General features: G+C 65.0%; 12 protein-coding genes. 8 read left to right on the top strand and 4 right to left on the bottom strand.

The genetic code is table 11. The annotated features are described in order from the left end of the window. Positions 1-45 precede the first annotated feature (45 nt). Positions 46-459: a hypothetical protein gene (locus J3A66_RS00120; RefSeq protein ID WP_192070849.1), complete on the top strand. Its 414-nt coding sequence runs from the start codon at positions 46-48 to the stop codon at positions 457-459. An 840-nt stretch (positions 460-1,299) separates the two neighbouring features. Here J3A66_RS00120 and J3A66_RS00125 read toward each other — a convergent pair. Beyond that, on the bottom strand, positions 1,300-1,911 hold the full coding sequence (locus J3A66_RS00125) for a TetR/AcrR family transcriptional regulator (RefSeq protein ID WP_209566464.1): 612 nt from the start codon (positions 1,909-1,911) through the stop codon (positions 1,300-1,302). Between the two features lie 129 nt (positions 1,912-2,040). On the opposite strand from J3A66_RS00125, the gene J3A66_RS00130 reads away from it, so the two are divergent. The 5 genes from J3A66_RS00130 (at position 2,041) to J3A66_RS00150 (ending at position 7,739) form a co-directional block, all read left to right on the top strand. Next, entirely contained in the window at positions 2,041-3,219 is a 1,179-nt protein-coding gene (locus J3A66_RS00130) for an MFS transporter (RefSeq protein ID WP_348633956.1), read from the top strand. A 562-nt stretch (positions 3,220-3,781) separates the two neighbouring features. Beyond that, positions 3,782-4,105, top strand: coding sequence for a hypothetical protein (locus J3A66_RS00135; RefSeq protein ID WP_192138715.1), 324 nt, complete (start codon positions 3,782-3,784; stop codon positions 4,103-4,105). A 101-nt stretch (positions 4,106-4,206) separates the two neighbouring features. Beyond that, positions 4,207-4,881, top strand: a complete 675-nt coding sequence (locus J3A66_RS00140) for a response regulator transcription factor (RefSeq protein WP_192138716.1) — start codon at positions 4,207-4,209, stop codon at positions 4,879-4,881. Positions 4,882-5,034: 153 nt separating this feature from the next. Then, positions 5,035-6,390, top strand: coding sequence for a sensor histidine kinase (locus J3A66_RS00145; RefSeq protein ID WP_209566466.1), 1,356 nt, complete (start codon positions 5,035-5,037; stop codon positions 6,388-6,390). Then, positions 6,390-7,739: a sigma-54 dependent transcriptional regulator gene (locus J3A66_RS00150; RefSeq protein ID WP_209566467.1), complete on the top strand. Its 1,350-nt coding sequence runs from the start codon at positions 6,390-6,392 to the stop codon at positions 7,737-7,739. The genes J3A66_RS00145 and J3A66_RS00150 overlap by 1 nt, the downstream gene beginning before the upstream one ends. 192 nt (positions 7,740-7,931) lie before the next feature. On the opposite strand, the gene J3A66_RS00155 is transcribed toward J3A66_RS00150, so the two are convergent. Then, a complete protein-coding gene (locus J3A66_RS00155) occupies positions 7,932-8,597 on the bottom strand; it encodes a haloacid dehalogenase type II (protein ID WP_244654667.1) in 666 nt (221 codons plus the stop codon). A gap of 316 nt (positions 8,598-8,913) precedes the next feature. Between J3A66_RS00155 and J3A66_RS00160 the strand changes: the two genes are divergently transcribed. Both J3A66_RS00160 and J3A66_RS00165 read left to right on the top strand, forming a co-directional pair. Continuing rightward, positions 8,914-11,922 carry a carboxypeptidase regulatory-like domain-containing protein gene (locus J3A66_RS00160; protein WP_209566468.1) on the top strand — a complete coding sequence of 1,003 codons (3,009 nt, stop codon included), beginning with the start codon at positions 8,914-8,916 and terminating at the stop codon, positions 11,920-11,922. Between the two features lie 63 nt (positions 11,923-11,985). Beyond that, positions 11,986-12,753 carry a DeoR/GlpR family DNA-binding transcription regulator gene (locus tag J3A66_RS00165; RefSeq protein ID WP_274602288.1) on the top strand — a complete coding sequence of 256 codons (768 nt, stop codon included), beginning with the start codon at positions 11,986-11,988 and terminating at the stop codon, positions 12,751-12,753. Here J3A66_RS00165 and J3A66_RS00170 read toward each other — a convergent pair. Together J3A66_RS00170 and J3A66_RS00175 are read right to left on the bottom strand one after the other, a co-directional pair. After that, entirely contained in the window at positions 12,750-14,060 is a 1,311-nt protein-coding gene (locus tag J3A66_RS00170; protein WP_342212553.1) for an MFS transporter, read from the bottom strand. The genes J3A66_RS00165 and J3A66_RS00170 overlap by 4 nt on opposite strands. Before the next feature lie 76 nt (positions 14,061-14,136). After that, positions 14,137-16,197, bottom strand: a complete 2,061-nt coding sequence (locus tag J3A66_RS00175; RefSeq protein ID WP_209566469.1) for a phospholipase C, phosphocholine-specific — start codon at positions 16,195-16,197, stop codon at positions 14,137-14,139. Between the last annotated feature and the right edge of the window lie 209 nt (positions 16,198-16,406).

The raw sequence follows: 16,406 nt of genomic DNA on the forward strand, positions 1-16,406 counted from the left end.
TAGTCCAACCGAGTCGACGGCTATTCATCGGGGGAAGAAGCGATCATGGTCAAGGGAACTGGTATTTTCCAAGTTGGCGACTTATTCGACCCGCTCGAAGATATGCCGGACGACGAAGGGCAGGTTATCGGGCTCGTCCGCCCTCACCCGGATCTTGACGACGTCTTCCAGATGGCCCGACTGGAATCGACGGAGGACTGGCACGACGTGCACGAGAATGACGTTGCGGGGTTCTCCCCGCTCCGGTCTAGCGGACCGGAAGGCGGGCCGAGGCTGGTGCGCATCTTCCTCCGGAGCGAGAAGCGGCACGCGCTGTCGGAGGTCGCGACCGACCGCGCGGGCGCGGTGGAGGGCGCCACTGAGGCTTTGCGGAGGAACGCCGCGACGAGTGTCCTCTTGGCCGGTGCGCAATACTGCTACTTCGACGCGAACGGACGATATGTCTGCATTCCGATCTGAGGTCCAGGCGGGACGCGCAGGGGTAAGCGGGTGGGGACCGGGTCTCGTCGCCGTGAAGGGGCCCTCGCCGCGCCTCGTGCGTGACCATTCCGCCGCGGCATCTCCGGCCGGCACGTGGGCTCGGTCCACGAGGCGGTCGCCACCCGCGTCGTCGACGTGGACGGGTCGGCCCCGGTCCACGCTCGCGGTGGCGCCACCGGACCCAACCCGAGGAGAGAGCCGGAGCGGGGGCCAAGGGCGCGCAACATCGGGAGTTCGCCTAAGCTGCTAGCATTGCCTTCACCTATCCTGCTTTCGCGTCTTTTATCTCGACGATCTGTCGCTCCACCGTGACCTCTACCTGATGGAAAAGGTCTGACTCGCTGAGTGGGAGGCCGAATATAGCAAGCTCGCCGAAGCCGAGAGCGATTCCGACGATGAGGGCGGTGACCCTTACAGCGTCGGCTACATCGCCGGGCGAGCGCGAGCGTCGTCTCAGCGGCGGGTGACCGCCGCGAGGTGATCGCGACTAGCGCTTGCGCGGGACCGCTGCGAGAAGACATGCCGGATCGACGCTTCGAGCGGTGCCACCAGATTGTCTGCAAAGGCGGCGCTTGGTCCGCCTCTCCCGGTCCGGAGCGCTCTCGGCCCGAGCTGGATGACGAGTGGCCGGTTTCGGGATCGCTCAGAACCAAGCTGAACGGCTGAGATTAGGGCGCTAACCGACCGTTGGATCAGTTATGAACGATTGCCCGAAGTCGGGAAGCAACAGGGGCAGTCCGGACGTCCGCTTCTGGGTCTCCGTGTAGATAGTCCGCGGGTAATTCAGCGTACTTCGGACCGCCACGTACAAACGCGGCCCTAAGGCCGGCCAGAGTTTGCATCCCAAGCAGCCAATGCCTGCGTGACCCCCGCATCGAGATCTTCGTGAGAGACGCCATCGCGAGCCTGAAGAGAAAGGCCGACCAAAAACCCGTCGAACAGCGTGGTCAGTCCGGCCGGATTGGTGTCGTGCCGCAGTGTGCCATCCTCGATCGCCGCGTCGACACAGGCCCGGATCGCCGCACGGTTCGCTACCCGCTCCGCTAGGGTCAGCGCTTGAACGGATTCGCCATCGACAGAGCAGATAGTGCTCGAGAGCGTGACCATGCAACCAGTCGGATGGGCAGGGTCGGTCTGCATCTCAGCTGACCGGCGCAATGCTTGCTCTATGCGCTGCCGCGGCGAAAGCCCCTCATCATGCAAGGCCAGCACCACCTTGCCATGCGTTGCGCGATAGTCTTCTAGAGCGGTCCGATACAGGGCTTCCTTGGACCCAAAGGCCACGTAGAAGCTCGCTGACGAGATGCCGCCCATCGATTGGCGCAATTGCTCCAGCGACACGCCTTCGAAACCATGCTCCCAGAACAGGTGCATTGCCTGCCCGACTGCTTTGTCACGATCGAATCCTCGCGGGCGTCCGGTACGGGCCATGTCATCTTCCTTCGCTGACTTCTGGAGTAGTCGGTCCGGAAGTCGTTGACAACCAGTAGCGCATCATACACTTGTGGATCATTCAGTCCACAAGTGAGGTATTCTATGGCACATCCAATACCCGTACGCGTGGAAGGTGAGCGCGATACGCTGCCGATCGCTGCGCTTCTGGCGCTCGCCATGACCGGCTTTACGGCTATCCTGACGGAAACGCTGCCGGCCGGCTTGCTGCCCAGCATGTCGGAGGGACTTGGCGTTTCCCAAGCGCTCGCGGGGCAAACCGTCACTGCCTATGCCGTGGGTTCGCTGGTCGCCGCGATCCCATTGACGGCCTGGACGCAAGGATTGCGCCGCAAGCCGACGCTGCTGGCGGCAATCATTGGCTTCCTGATCTTCAACACGATCACCGCCATATCAGGTAATTACTGGCTGACCTTGGTCGTGCGCTTCCTGGCCGGTGTGGCGGCCGGCCTCGCCTGGGGTATTTTGGCAGGCTATGCGCGGCGGATGGTGATCGGCCCGCTCAAGGGCAAGGCGCTCGCGATCGCGATGGTCGGTACCCCCATCGCGCTCTCGCTCGGTGTACCAGCGGGCGCCTTTCTCGGCGCGACCGTGGGCTGGCGGGCGGCGTTCTTCGCGATGTCGGGAACGACGGTCTTGCTGATCGGCTGGGTGTTATGGGCAGTGCCCGACTTCGCCGGCCAGTCAGCGCACCGGCGGTTGTCGATTGGAGCCGTCTTCAAGACGCCCGGAATCCGCCCTATTCTCGCGACGATTTTCGCCTGGATGACCGCGCACAACATCCTCTATACCTATGTCGCGCCGTTCGCCGCGCTGTCGGGCCTGCAAGATCGGATTGATGTGCTGCTGCTCACCTTTGGCGTGGCAGCGCTTGTGGGTATCTGGGTGACGGGGCTGCTGGTGGACCGGATGTTGCGCCGTCTGGTGCTGGTCAGCCTGGTCACGTTCGTCTGCGTCGCGCTTGCCTTCATTCTGTTTGGTACGATCCCTGCGGTGGTGATCGCCGGTATCGTTGTCTGGGGGTTATCCTTCGGCGGTGCAGCAACCCAACTGCAGACGGCGTCTGCCGATGCTGCAGGTGACGGCGTCGACCTCGCCAATGCGATGATCACGACCGTCTGGAATAGCGCAATCGCCGCAGGCGGCATCGTCGGCGGCATCTTGCTCGATACGTCGGGTGCAGGCACCTTCTCGTGGGTCGTGCTCGCGCTTTCGCTGACCGCGCTCTGCATTGCTGTCAGCGCGGGTCGCCATGGTTTCAAACCCGGTGCGCGCTCGCCCGGGTGATCGAAGGCGCACGTTGTCTCGATGTATTTCGGGATCGAGCGTCAGGCGCGGGATTGGCGCAACCACGTACCGCGCTGAACCGCCATGTTCGGGCAATCTACGCCTGTCACATCCTCTTGGTGACCACCAGTGCAAGGTCGCAGGAGAGTGACATGATCACAAGACTTATGCCGGCCGCGGTTGCGTTCATTATGCTTGGCACGACCATTGCTGCCAATGCTCAACCCGGCGACCGCGGCTCCCGATATGAGCAGGCGGGTGACCGCGGCGAGATCCGTCGTGGTCGACCCGGCCGTGACCAGATCCGGCATCGCCCCGGTCGATACGGCGACCACGCGCGTCGGCACGACGACCGACGGTATCGCGGTCGATACTATAATGAAGGCCGCTATTATAATCAGCGGTACCGGCATCATGGCGGCTGGCGGTATCGCTAGAACGCATCGACGGTCTGCGCGAGATCACCCGTCCATCCGGCAATAACCGATTGGCCACGTGCCATCGAAGACCCGACCACGGATACCATCACGTTGGTCGACCACTCACAACCATGAGAGATCTTATGATTAAACTGAAAGTTAATGCCCGAGGGTTGCGCCGCCTTGCAATCGGGGCAACCATGATGGGTGCCGTTATGCTCGGCAGCGGGGCCACGGCCCAGAAGCGAAAGGATCAGGCGGCCTGCGCCAAGATGGGCGCTAGTCGCGGCTCGCCAGCCTATACCGGCTGCATGATGCAGCAACAGCGCCGACGCGGCCGGCAGAACTCGACTCTCATGGAGCAGCAACTGATGGCGCAGGAACTGGGCCGACCTGCCCGGGAGAAGCTCGCGGAGAAGCGGGCGCGCAGAGCCCGCGAAAAGGACCGCGCTGGTTACGAAGAGTAGGCCGGCATCCGGGGTGGCGTCGTGCCGGCCGTTCGACAACCATCCCACCCAGATCGGCTGGAGGATGGCGATTCCATTGACGTCGACAACGAGGTGCCCCGGTGCGGATTCTCCTGATCGAAGATGAGTTTGAATTTGCCGACACGCTGCGCGGTGCGCTTGAGCGCGAGCAGTTCATCGTCGATCATGCCGACCGGCTGGCGATGGCGCACGAGGTGACGCGCAGCTTTAGCTATGACCTCGTCCTACTCGACCGGACCTTGCCCGACGGGGACGGCCTCTCGATCATCCCGGCACTCCGCGCCGACAATCCCGGGCTGCCGATCATCGTGCTAAGCGCGAAAGGAGAAGTCCTGGACCGTGTCGCCGGACTCGACGAAGGGGCTGACGACTATCTCATCAAGCCGTTCGCGCTCGACGAGATGTTCGCGCGCATCCGTGCGATACGGCGTCGTCCGGCCGAACTGGGCGCCGACGAGGTTCGGGTCGGCGCACTGCTCTTCGATCTGACCAACGAGGAAGCGACCGTTCGGGGTGTCCGGGTCGACCTGGCCCGCCGGGAATTGCTGGTGCTCGGATCGCTCGTGAAGCGACGCGGCAGGACCGTCCAGCGCGAAGCGCTCGAACAGGCGGTCTATGGGTTCGACGATGATATCCAATCCAATACACTCGATTCCCATGTTTCGCGGCTTCGACGAAAACTTTTCGAAGCCGGGGCGGAGGTCGAAATTCACGCGATCAGGGGCGTCGGCTACCTTTTACGCGCGCTGTCATGACGGCACGGCAATCGCGATCACTGAAACGGCCCTTGATCGTTCAGCCGCTGATTTTTCAATTTGTAACGCTGTTCATATCGTTCTGGGTTTGCCACGATCGTAGGCCTCATATTCGGAGTGGGTAAGGTTGTGCCGTGGCACGGCTTCCCTGGCATGTTCGTGCCGTCAATCGTCGGCTGGGGCGTGCTGGGTTTCGCCGGCCTGTTGTCGGTGATTGGCCATCTTCGTCTCACGCAGACCTGGGTGCAGCAGCAAGGGCAGCATCGCCGCCAGGCCGGCGCGGTATTCGTCTCCAGCCTGATCGGTCTCGTCGCACTCACCGGCTTCACCTTCCCCGCGCTCGGGATCGACGCCTATCCTTGGCCGGTCCTGCTGCTGCCGCTTTACTCGGTCGCCTTGGTCTACGGCATCCTGCGGTATCGCTTCATGGCGACGGACCTTTGGGCTCGGCGTGGGCTCGTCTGGATTCTGCTCGTGGCGCTGGCGGGAGCGGACAGCGTAGGCATCGCCACGGTGCCGCTCGTGCTGGCCGGCCGGCCAGCGGGCCTGTTAGCGACCTGGGCAGCGCTCGCCGCGACGCTTGCGCTCGGCATTCTCGTGCTCGCCCCGCTCAAGCGGCTGGCTGATGCGGTCGTGTTTCCCGGCGGCCGGGTCAGAGACGCCGACGTCGCAGACTGGCGCGACCAGCTAGCCGGAGCGACCGACACGACGGAACTCGCGACGATCGCCAATGTGTTGCTCGTGCTGCGGCTGAACTTGCCAGTGGTCGACGACGGTCCGTCATTGGCGGTCACCGGCGAAACGGTGACCCTGCGTGGCTGGAACGATGCGCCGCCAGCGACACGCCACGTCGTCGACCGGTTCGCCGGGCTCGTTGAGGAAACTGCGCGCCGCCTTGCAGCCGCGCACCGGCTAGTTGATGTCGAACGCCAAGCCAGGATGATCGAACTGGGCGAACTGGCCGCGACCGTCGCGCACGATCTGCGCAACCCTCTCGGGATCGTGACGATGGCAGCAACGGGTGCCCCGTCCGAGGTGCGCGCGGAAATCAGCGAACAGGTTGCGCGGATGAATCACCTCGTCAGCGACATCCTCGATTATTCGCGTGCTTGGACGGTGGTGCCGCAGCCCATTCGCCTGATCGAGCTCGTCGGGCAGATGGGCGTCGGACTCGAAGTGCCTGAGGACCTGAGCGTCATGGCTGACCGCCGGGCGCTCGTCCGAGTGCTCACCAACCTCGTCGACAACGCGCGCGCGCTCGGCACGAACGTCACCATCGTCGCCGCAGAGGGCCCCCCTGTGTTCATCGACGTCTGCGACGACGGGCCCGGCATCGCTCCCGAGATCGTCGACAACCTCTTCCGCCCGTTCGTTTCGCGCCGCCCCGGAGGCACCGGCCTGGGCCTCGCCATCGTCCGCCGCATCATGGAGGCGCATGGCGGAACCGTCACGCTCGCTTGGCGGCCTGGCTGGTCGACCTGCTTCCGTCTTACCTTCGGAGATATGTAATGAGCGGCATCCTGCTGGCCGACGACGAACCCGCCTTCCAGCGGCTCACCGGCGCGTGGCTGCGCGGTCTCGGCCATGACGTCCGCGTGGTCGGCGATGGCGACGCCGCCCGTGCCGCCTTTGCCGAGGCACCCGCCGACCTCGTCCTGCTCGATCTCGCGATGCCACCGCACCATGATCCAGAAGCCGGGCTGGCGCTGATCGCCAGCTTCGCGCCTGCGCCCGTCATCGTCATGACCGGCCATGCCGACCACGCGCTTGCGCTGAAGGCCATTGATGCCGGCGCATGGGATTTCCTTGCCAAACCCGTCGACCCCGACATCCTGCGCATCGTCGTCGCCCGCGCGATGGAACGCGCGGGCCTCGCGCGCGAACTCGCTGCGCTCAAGGCTCGCGAGACCGGTGCCGAGGACATGGGACTCATCGGCACTACACCGGTAATGGCCGCATTGCGCGACCTGATCCGGCGGGTCGCACCGACCCGTCTGCCCGTTCTGGTGCTCGGTCCAAGCGGTACCGGCAAGGAGCTGGTCGCGCGTGCGCTCCACTTTGCCTCCCCGCGCGCCGACCGGAAGCTCGTGCCTGTCCATTGCGGTGCGATCCCGCCCGAGCTGCTCGAAAGCGAGCTGTTCGGCCATCTCAAGGGCAGTTTCACCGGCGCGACGAGCGACCGTCCCGGGCTCGTCGAGACCGCAGCTGGCGGCACGCTGTTCCTCGACGAAATCGGCGAGATGCCCGCGGCCATGCAGGTCAAGCTGCTCCGCTTCCTGGCCGACGGCAGCTTCCAGCCAGTGGGCGCGCGCGAGCCGCGTATCGCGGACGTCCGTATCGTCGCCGCGACCCACCGCGACCTCGCTGCCTGCGTTGCCGACGGCAGCTTCCGCGAAGACCTGTATTACCGACTGAAGGGCGTCGTTCTGCGCACGCCGTCACTCGACGAACGCCCGACCGACGTGTCCCTGCTCGCCACGGTTTTTCTACGCCGCGCCAGCGACGGCACTGGCCAGTGCGCACCGGACGCGCTGGACTGGCTGGCGAAGCGGCGCTGGCCCGGTAACGTCCGTGAACTGCGCTCGGCCGTCGAATGTGCGGCTGCGTTGGCCCCTCGATCGGCAATCGGCGTCGATGTCGGCGCAGCCGATCTCGCCTTCGCCGTCGGCGACGCCGTCGCAGACCTGCCAACCGTCGGCACGCCACAGACGCTCGAGGAGGAGATAGCAGCGCTTGAGTACCGCCGTATCACCGAGGCGCTGGTACTGACCGGCCATAACCACACTCACACCGCCCGCAACCTCGGTCTTTCGCGGGTCGGCCTGCTAAAAAAGCTAGATCGGATGGGACTGCGCTAGGTTCGTCGACTGTCAGTCCGTAGGCGCTGAACAGAGTACGGCAGTTTTCACCTTCCCTGATACTGAGACCCAGAGCCGGACGTTCGAGAGCCCTTGGCGGCGTCCCGACTTCGGCCATTCGTTCACATCGAATGGGACCACGCGTGTAGCGAGTTGGACCACACCAAGACCGTTGGCTGTAAAGGCATTGCGCTAGTGTCTAGCTACGATCGCGCGCGCGGCCTCGTCGACGTCACGAGCAACAAGCGTCGGTTGCGGAATGCCGTCCAGGACTAAAGGTGCGTTCACGCCGCGCGTGACCAGGGCGGCCTTCCATCCGAAGGCCTGCGCGCCGATCGTGTCCCATGTATGGGCTGCGATCAGCCAGATAGTGTCTGGCGATGACCCCATGGCATCCTGCACGAATTGATAGGTCGTCGGCGTCGGCTTGAACCGATGTACGGTATCAACGGTGAACCGGCGGTCGAACATCGGCCCCAGTCCTGCCCTGTCGAGCGCATCAGGCCCGGGACTCTTCGGCGAGTTGGTAAGCGTGACGATCGAGAATCCGGCGTCTTTCAGCGCGGCCAAACCGGCAGCGACATCGGCATGTACCGGCATATCGGCCGTCAGCGCGCCAAGCTGGCGAACATGGTCGTCCGTGACCGCAATGTCGTAGATCTCGCCTAGCATCCGCAATACGCCACCGCCCAGCTTGCCGAACGGGATGTAAGGCCCGGCCAGCGAGACCGCTTCGGCGTACAGGATGACCTGCGCGAACCATTCCCGCATCCGACCGGGAGCCGCGAAAACTTCGGCGAAGAATGGCTCAAGGAACTCGATATCGAGCAGCGTCTCATTGACGTCGAATACGATCAACGGTCGTTTATCCATATGCGCGCGTCTCCAGGCTCCATCTCAGGCGTGATGGCACACACCTAACGATCATAGGCGGTGGCCCGACCCCGTATCCGCCATCATTTTGCAGTTGCTCCGGTTCTGAACCTCAAGACCTGCGGGCCGACCTGTCGCTAAGCGCTGAGACCGCGAAATCTTGTCTGCCAGCGCCTTGCCTCCCCCTACCGTCTAATACTGTTCGTTTTATGATCGATTGTCACAGAAACTCCACAACCCTCGACTAGATGGCCTTCAGCAGCGCGGGTCACCCGCACTGGCAGCTACAAAAGGGGTTCTGATGTTTCGGTCCACGCGACTTTCGTCGCGCGCAGCTCTGCGCGCATTGCTGATGCTCGGCGCCACCGCCGGGGCCGTCGTGTTGGGGACTGTGTCGGTCGACGCGCAGGACTATACCAACGTCGCCGCATCCGGCCGGGTAACGCAGCAGGATGGAACCGCGATCGTCGGTGCCGAGGTCAAGATCACGTCCTCCGATCGCGGTGTCAGCCGCAGCGCGGCCACCGACGTGACCGGCAGCTACACGATTCCCCAGCTGCCCCCCGGCAACTACGACGTCACCATCACCGCGAAGGGCTTCGCGACCTATAACGAGCGCAGCATCGCGCTGACGCGCGAATCCGGTGGCGCCAACAGCTTCCGGCTCGTGCCCGCCGACCAGAGCGGCGACATCGTCGTCACGGGCACCCGCCAGCGCGTCGCCGACTTCCAAGACACGACGGTCGGCAGCACGATCAATCTCGGGTCGCTGACGACGCGCGTGCCGATCGGCCGAACGTTGCGCGACGTCATGCTGCTGACCCCGGGCGCGGTCCAAGGCTCGTCGCCCTCCAATGGCGGCTTTGCAAACCAGGTATCGATCGGCGGCGCTGCTTTCACCGAAAACGCCTTCTACATCAACGGCCTGAACGTCACCGACTTCGTGTCGGGTGGACAGCCAGCCGAAGTGCCGTTCGACTTCTACCAGACCGTCGAGGTCAAGACCGGCGGTGCGCCCGCCGAATTCGGCCGTGCGACCGGTGGATATGTGGTCGCCACGACCAAGTCCGGCACCAACGCATACCATGCGAGCGTGACGGGCATCTGGGATCCCGAAGGCCTGCGCGGCAGCGCGCCGTCGACCCGCACGGTCGACTATGCCCACGCAACCGCCAGCCGTAAGGAAGCGATCTTCCAGGCGAGCGGGCCGATCATCAAGGATCACCTGTTCATCTACGGCCTCTACAACCTGCGCGAGATCCGCTCGCAGACGCCGCAGGCCAATCAGGACAACGCCACCGGGGTCGCCAACACCAGCCCGTTCTGGGGCGGCAAGATCGACGGCTACATCACCGGCGACCATCATCTCGAATTCACCTATTTCGACACCACCAACGAGACGCGCAACCGCAGCTATAACTGGGATCGCACCGCCGACAGGCTAGGCGCCGAGACGGGCGGCACCAATGCGCGCGCCGGCGGAATCAACTATGTCGGTCGTTATACCGGCACCTTCACGCCGTGGCTGACGCTGTCGGGCGCATATGGCGTCAACAAGCTGCGCTCGGGCAGCGTGCCGCTCGATGTCACCAACCCGCAGGTCATCGACTATCGCAGCGACCCCGCCGGCATCCAGATCGGCGCCAACAAGGTCACTGACGCGTTCAGCAGCACGGACAACAAACGCGAATTCTACCGCGTCGACACCGACCTGCAATTCCAGTTGCTGGGCGCGCATCACGTCCGCGGCGGCTACGACCACGAGAAAAACACCCAGACCCAGACATTCGAGACGATCGGCGGCGGCGCGTACAAGATCTTCAACGTCACCGCGGAGTCGGCGGCGCGGATCGGGGCACCGGTCGGTACGCAATATTATACCACGCGCGTCTACGAACAGAGCGGCGTCGCGCACGTCCGTAACGAAGCCTTCTACCTGCAGGACCAATGGTCGCTGTTTGACAATCGGCTGCGGCTCGACATCGGCGTCCGCAACGATCGCTTCAGCAACCAGGGGGTCAACGGAAAGTCGTTCTTCGAATCGGGCAACCAATGGGCGCCGCGCCTGGGCGCCGCGTTCGATCCGGTCGGCGACGGACGCACAAAGGTCTTCGGCTCCTATTCGAAATATTACCTGCCGATGGCCGGTGACATCAACCTGAACGTCGCCGGCAGCCTGGTGACCTACACGCGCTACAATGTGTTCACCGGGGTAAGCGGCACGGGCAGCGTACCGAACGCCGGCGCACCGATCCTGTCGGTCGTCAACACAACGGCCTGCCCCGACACCGGCATTCGCAACTGCGAGGTCTCTGCCGACGGCTCGGCGTTCAACCCGGCCGGCGCGATCGCCACCAACATCAAGCCGCAGTCGGACAACGAGTTCATCATCGGCGCCGAGCACCAGTTCAGCGACCGGATCCGGATCGGCGCATACTTCACGCACCGCGCGCTGACCGACGTGATCGAGGACATCTCGATCGACGCCGGTGCGCGCGCCTATTGCGTCGGCGCCGGGTTCACCGCGGCGGCGTGCCAATCGGCCTATCCGGGGGGCAGCCAGTTCGTGATCGCCAATCCCGGCCGCGACGTGACGACGCAGATCAACAAGCTGCCCGACGGCACCACCCCGACGGTAACGCTCAAGGCGTCCGAACTCGGCTACCCCAAGCCCAGCCGCAACTACAACGCGCTGACGCTCACCTTCGATCGCAGCTTCGACGAGAAATGGAGCCTGTCGGCGTCGTACACGCTGGCGTTCGACAAGGGCAATTACGAGGGCGGCGTGCGTTCGGAAAACGGTCAGCTCGCGATCAACCGCACCGCGGACTTCGATTCACCCGGCTTCGTCAACGGCGCCTATGGCTACCTGCCCAACGATCGCCGCCACAGTTTCAAGGCCTATGGCAGCTACCGGGTGTTCGAGGCGCTCGATCTCGGCGCCAACATGCTGGTGCAGTCGGCGCCGCATTACAGCTGCATCGGCGCGGTGCCGCTTGCAGTCGATGCCTATGCGAACACGTATCACGGCTATGGCTATTATTGTCAGGGCACGCTGATCCCGCGCGGGACGGCGTTCACCGGCGACTGGCTGGCGCAGTTCGACGTCAGCGCGGTCGTCCACCTGCCGATCCCGCATCTGCAGGCGTCACTGCGCGTGGACGTGTTCAACGTCTTCGATAGTTCGGCGACGACGTCGTACAATAACTTCGGCGAGTTGAGCGACGGGTCGGCAAACTCGGACTATCGCGCGCCGGTCAACTACCAGACGCCGCGCTCGGTGCGTCTGACCGCGGTCGTCGGATTCTGACGCCTCCTCGGTCGGCTCGCGCTTGCCAGTCGGCCGAGGCATGGAGCATGTCCTAACCCGACGATGGAGGCCGAAATAGAGAAGCGATCACGACGCCAGCACGAGATCATGGCGCGCCTGCGCGGCGGCCGGACGCTGTCGGTCAGCGCGCTCGCCGCCGAGCTCGCGGTCTCGGACGAGACGATCCGGCGCGAGCTGCGCGCGCTCGAGGATCACGGCGTCATCATCCGCGAACATGGCGGCGCGCGGATGACGACGCCCGTGCATGAAGGACCGCTCCACCAGCGCATGGAGGAGAATGCCGACGCAAAGCTGCGCATCGCACGCGCCGCCGCCGAACTGATTGAGGACGGTGCGATCCTGTTCATCGATTCAGGCACGACCAGCTGCTTCATCGCCCGGCATCTGGCCTCGCGGCGATCGCTGACCGTCATCACCAACTCGCTGCGCGTCGCGACCGACCTGGGCGGGATCAACAACAACCGTCTGTTCCTCGCCGGCGGTCAGATGGACTATGACTATCGCGCCTTTTCCGATCACGTCGCGCAGGACTATGTCCGCGGTTTCACGCCACATCTGGCGATCCTGTCGGTCGGCGGCATCAGCCTGGAGCGCGGGCTTATGGACTTCCATCCCGGCGAGGCAACGATGAGCCGGATAGCCTATGCCACGTCGAAGCGCGTGCTGCTCGCCGCGGACGCGTCGAAGTTCGGGCGGTATGCGCTGATCCAGACCGCGGCGCTGACAGACGTCGACCTATTGGTGACCGACAAGCCGCTCGCGGACGAATACGCACGCGCCTTCGCTCACGCCGACGTCATGATCGCCTAACGAAGGCGCCGGGCGAGCGGGGGCCCGGCGACGAGGATCAGCATGGCACCCCCGCCCGCGACGGCGGCGTGCAGCAGCCAGAAATGCGGGCTGGTGACCCGCTCGTAATACACGCCGCTGAACCCCGCCCACAGGCTCGAGAGGAAGCCATGGAGATAGAATAGCCCCATCCAGAAGCCGATCAGGCGGCGCGGCGCAGCCCCCGCGATTAGGCTTAGCGCGGAGGGCCAGATCAGCACGATCGCGCCGTCGATGAGCAGGAGATAGACCAGCGTCCAGGGCAGCCCGAGCAGCGCCCCGCGGCTGATCGTGTCGCCGAGCGCCAGGACGAGGTACCCGGCCGCGCACAGCACGCCGCCGAGGAATATCTGGACCAGCGACCCGACCTGGATACCGCGCCGCGCAAACGCTCGAGAGAGCAGCCCCGCCCCTGCGATCAACGCGAGCGTGAACACGCCGTCGAGCGCGAGGAACCAGGCGACCGGCATGGTCCAGCCGAAGATTTGCCGATCGGTCCGCTCGCGCGCCCAGAGCAGGAAGATGTTGCCGAGTTGATCATAGGCCGAATAGCAGAGATAGACCGAGGCCAGCGCCACCACGAGCAGCGCGGTTGCCTGCGCATTTCCGGTCGGCGATCCTGGCGGCGATGCGCTCGGCACCTGATGCTCGACCAGGTCACGGCCGGTCATCGCGCACAGCGCCAGCCCCCCTGCGACCGCCGCCGCGGCTGCGCCGATCGCGTAGCTCGGGCCCGCGAACGCGGCGAGCGCGCCGCATACCAGCGGGCCGCAAATGATCCCGGCATTCAGACAGCCCAGATAGGCGGTATAGCCGCGCCGCCGCTGCGCGTCGTCGCGGAACAGCAACCCGACCTGCGCGGACAGGTTGCCCTTCAGCAGCCCGGCACCCACGGCGAAGGGCATGAGCCCAAGAAGGAAGGTCGGTTCGCTGAGCATCAGCGTCAGGCCAAGCAGCATCGCGACGCCGCCGATTGCCACCATCGCGCGCCGGCTTGCGATCAGATCGCCGATCAGACCGCCGACCGGGACCGCAAGGTAGATGAGCGCATTGACATAGCCGTAGAATTGCGAGGCGAGCCCTGTCGTGGAGACGGGACCGAACATCGCCAAGCTGGCCTCGCGCAACACCGTTGCGCCGACGATGCGCGACAGGTCGCCGATCAGCAACCGATCGACCAACAGCAGGACGAGGAGAGCCTTCATCCCCGACACCGCGAACCGTTCGAGAAACTCCATCGCCGCGAGCGAGAGGAAGCGCGGCGTGAATATCCTGTCGTCTACGGTCACGCCGCCATGCATTCCGTCCACCCTGCCCACGGAGCCCGGCTAGGCCGGCTTGGCGACAGCGCCGTGACAGTCGGGCTCAGACGGGGTGCGGGAAGCGCGCGGCCGGTTCGCTGATGCTGGTCCCCCCGGTCTCGATATGACCGGCCAGATGCAGGCGCACCCCGCCGGGCGCGGTCAACAGCAGATCATACCAGCGATGGTCGGCGGACGGGATAGTAAGCTGCGCCGTGCCTTCGGCCGCGACCACGATCTCGCGGCGCGCACCCGAATGCGCGCAGTGCATCGCCATCGCCACCGGCGCAACGCCCCGGTTGCGCAGCCGGACTACGCCGCCCGTGCCGGCATCGTGCCAGGCGGCTTCGATGCGCGCGCCGTCGCCCCCACCGCGATCGTCGCGCTGGAAGCCATTCGGCCCGCGGATCACCAGCGCGTGCGGTTGGCCCGCCCCGACGTCCCACCTCTCCTCGAGGCGCGACTGGCCAGCCACGGTGAAATAGCGCCATCCCGGAAAGGCCAGCTCGTCCTGCACGCCAAAAACGACACCCACCGGGCCTTCGTTTACGAAGCGCAGCGTCAGGCCCGAACTTGACCACAAGGGCTCGACGGCAAACCGGTACGGCAGCGCACGCGCCGGGCGTGTCCCCGTCTCCTGCGCGGGCACGCCCTGTCCGTTGGCGATGACCGGCGGCGGCGCGGTGGCGCACAACCGCTCGGTCTCCGCGACATAGCCAGAGACCGACGGCAAAGCCGCCGCCCAGCGCGTATCGCGCCGCGCGCGTAGCGGCACGTCGAAGTCGAAGATTGAAGTGAGGTCGCCGCAGACCGCGCGCCGCCACGGCGAGATGTTCGGCTCCATCACGCCGAAGCGCTTCTCGAGGAAGCGGAGGACCGAGGTATGGTCGAACAGCTGCGAATTGACCCATCCGCCCCGCGTCCAGGGCGAGATAACCGTCATCGGCACACGGGGCCCAAGCCCGACGGGCTCGCCTTGATAGGTTTCGCTGCGGACGTCGACATTGCTCGCGCCGTACCGCGGCGCGATTCCCGGGACAGGGGCCGGCACGTGATCGAAGAAGCCGTCATTCTCGTCATAGTTGACGATCAGCACCGTCTTCGCCCAGACGTCCGGGTTGGCGGCGAGTGCTGCGACCACGCTGCTGATCAGCACTTCGCCGAACGGCACCGGCGCATCGGGGTGCTCGCTCATCTGCATCATCGGCACGATCCACGACACCGCCGGCAACCGATCCGCGGCGGCATCGGCGGCGAAGGCGGCGATCAGGTGCTTCGCCTGCGTCTTCTCGGGATCGCTGGGCGCGACACCGTCGATCCAGTCGACACAGGCGCGCCCGCGCCGATAGCGCGACGACGCGCGGTTCAGTTTCCGGAACTCGCTGAAATAGCCGAGCGGGTTGTCCGAATAGTTCGCGGCCTCCTGGTATATGCGCCACGCAATCCCGGCGTCTTCCAGCCGTCCGGCATAGCTGCGCCAGCGCAGTCCCTCGGTGGCGTCGTCCTCGGCCATATCGGCACCGGGGTTCGGGTCGGTGCCGCCATTGGTGACGCAGTAGACCCCCTCCTGCCCGACGCTGAGCCCGCTGGTACCGCTGAAATGATAGAGCCGATTCGGGCCGGTCGGGCCCTGCAACGAGCAGTGATAGCCGTCGCAGATCGTGAACTGGTCAGCCAGCGCATGATAATACGGAATGTCCGCGCGGGTGAGATGCGCCATCGTGAGGGGGCCCTTCTGGTCCGCCCATACGTCCCAGTTGCGCCAGCGCGCCTGGCTGTCCTTCCAGCTGTGATCGAGCCCGGTGAAACAGCGTGCGTTGCTTGCGTTATAGTCCAGCCGGAACGGCCAGATCGTCCGTCCCCCGTCGCGATCCGCGCCGCGCTGCGCCCATACCGACCGGCCGCCGGGCAGCGCGACTGGCCGTGGATCCGCGAACCCGCGCACACCGCGCAACGTGCCGAAATAATGATCGAACGAGCGGTTCTCCTGCATCAGGACCACGACATGCTCGACGTCCATGATTGAGCCACCGCCTCCAGATCGGCGCAGCGCGGACGCGGCCCCCCCCTGTGCAGCGGCGGCACCGGATGCACCGAGCATGAAGGTCCGGCGATCAATTCCCATGCCCAGCGCCTTTACAAGCTTGCGACGTCGATGCCGCATCCCAACGATATCCAGCGATCGCCGATACGTAGCCAATGCGTAATAAATATGAATGCGCCCAGATATCTGACCGCTTTTTGCCAATATCGGGCATTATTGCGTCAGCTGTGGCGAACTGCGCAGACGCAGCGATGAGTCGCGCTTGGTCCTCATGCGTGCCTTGCCCTGCC

Source organism: Sphingomonas sp. PvP018 (assembly GCF_017876865.1).
GTDB lineage: Bacteria > Pseudomonadota > Alphaproteobacteria > Sphingomonadales > Sphingomonadaceae > Sphingomonas > Sphingomonas aerolata.

Coding starts and splice junctions, on each gene's coding strand:
- J3A66_RS00175 (WP_209566469.1), bottom strand. CDS start 16,197: ATGGGAATTGATCGCCGGACCTTCATGCTCGGTGCATCCGGTGCCGCC.
- J3A66_RS00150 (WP_209566467.1), top strand. CDS start 6,390: ATGAGCGGCATCCTGCTGGCCGACGACGAACCCGCCTTCCAGCGGCTC.
- J3A66_RS00135 (WP_192138715.1), top strand. CDS start 3,782: ATGATTAAACTGAAAGTTAATGCCCGAGGGTTGCGCCGCCTTGCAATC.
- J3A66_RS00165 (WP_274602288.1), top strand. CDS start 11,986: ATGGAGGCCGAAATAGAGAAGCGATCACGACGCCAGCACGAGATCATG.
- J3A66_RS00145 (WP_209566466.1), top strand. CDS start 5,035: ATGTTCGTGCCGTCAATCGTCGGCTGGGGCGTGCTGGGTTTCGCCGGC.
- J3A66_RS00125 (WP_209566464.1), bottom strand. CDS start 1,911: ATGGCCCGTACCGGACGCCCGCGAGGATTCGATCGTGACAAAGCAGTC.
- J3A66_RS00120 (WP_192070849.1), top strand. CDS start 46: ATGGTCAAGGGAACTGGTATTTTCCAAGTTGGCGACTTATTCGACCCG.
- J3A66_RS00160 (WP_209566468.1), top strand. CDS start 8,914: ATGTTTCGGTCCACGCGACTTTCGTCGCGCGCAGCTCTGCGCGCATTG.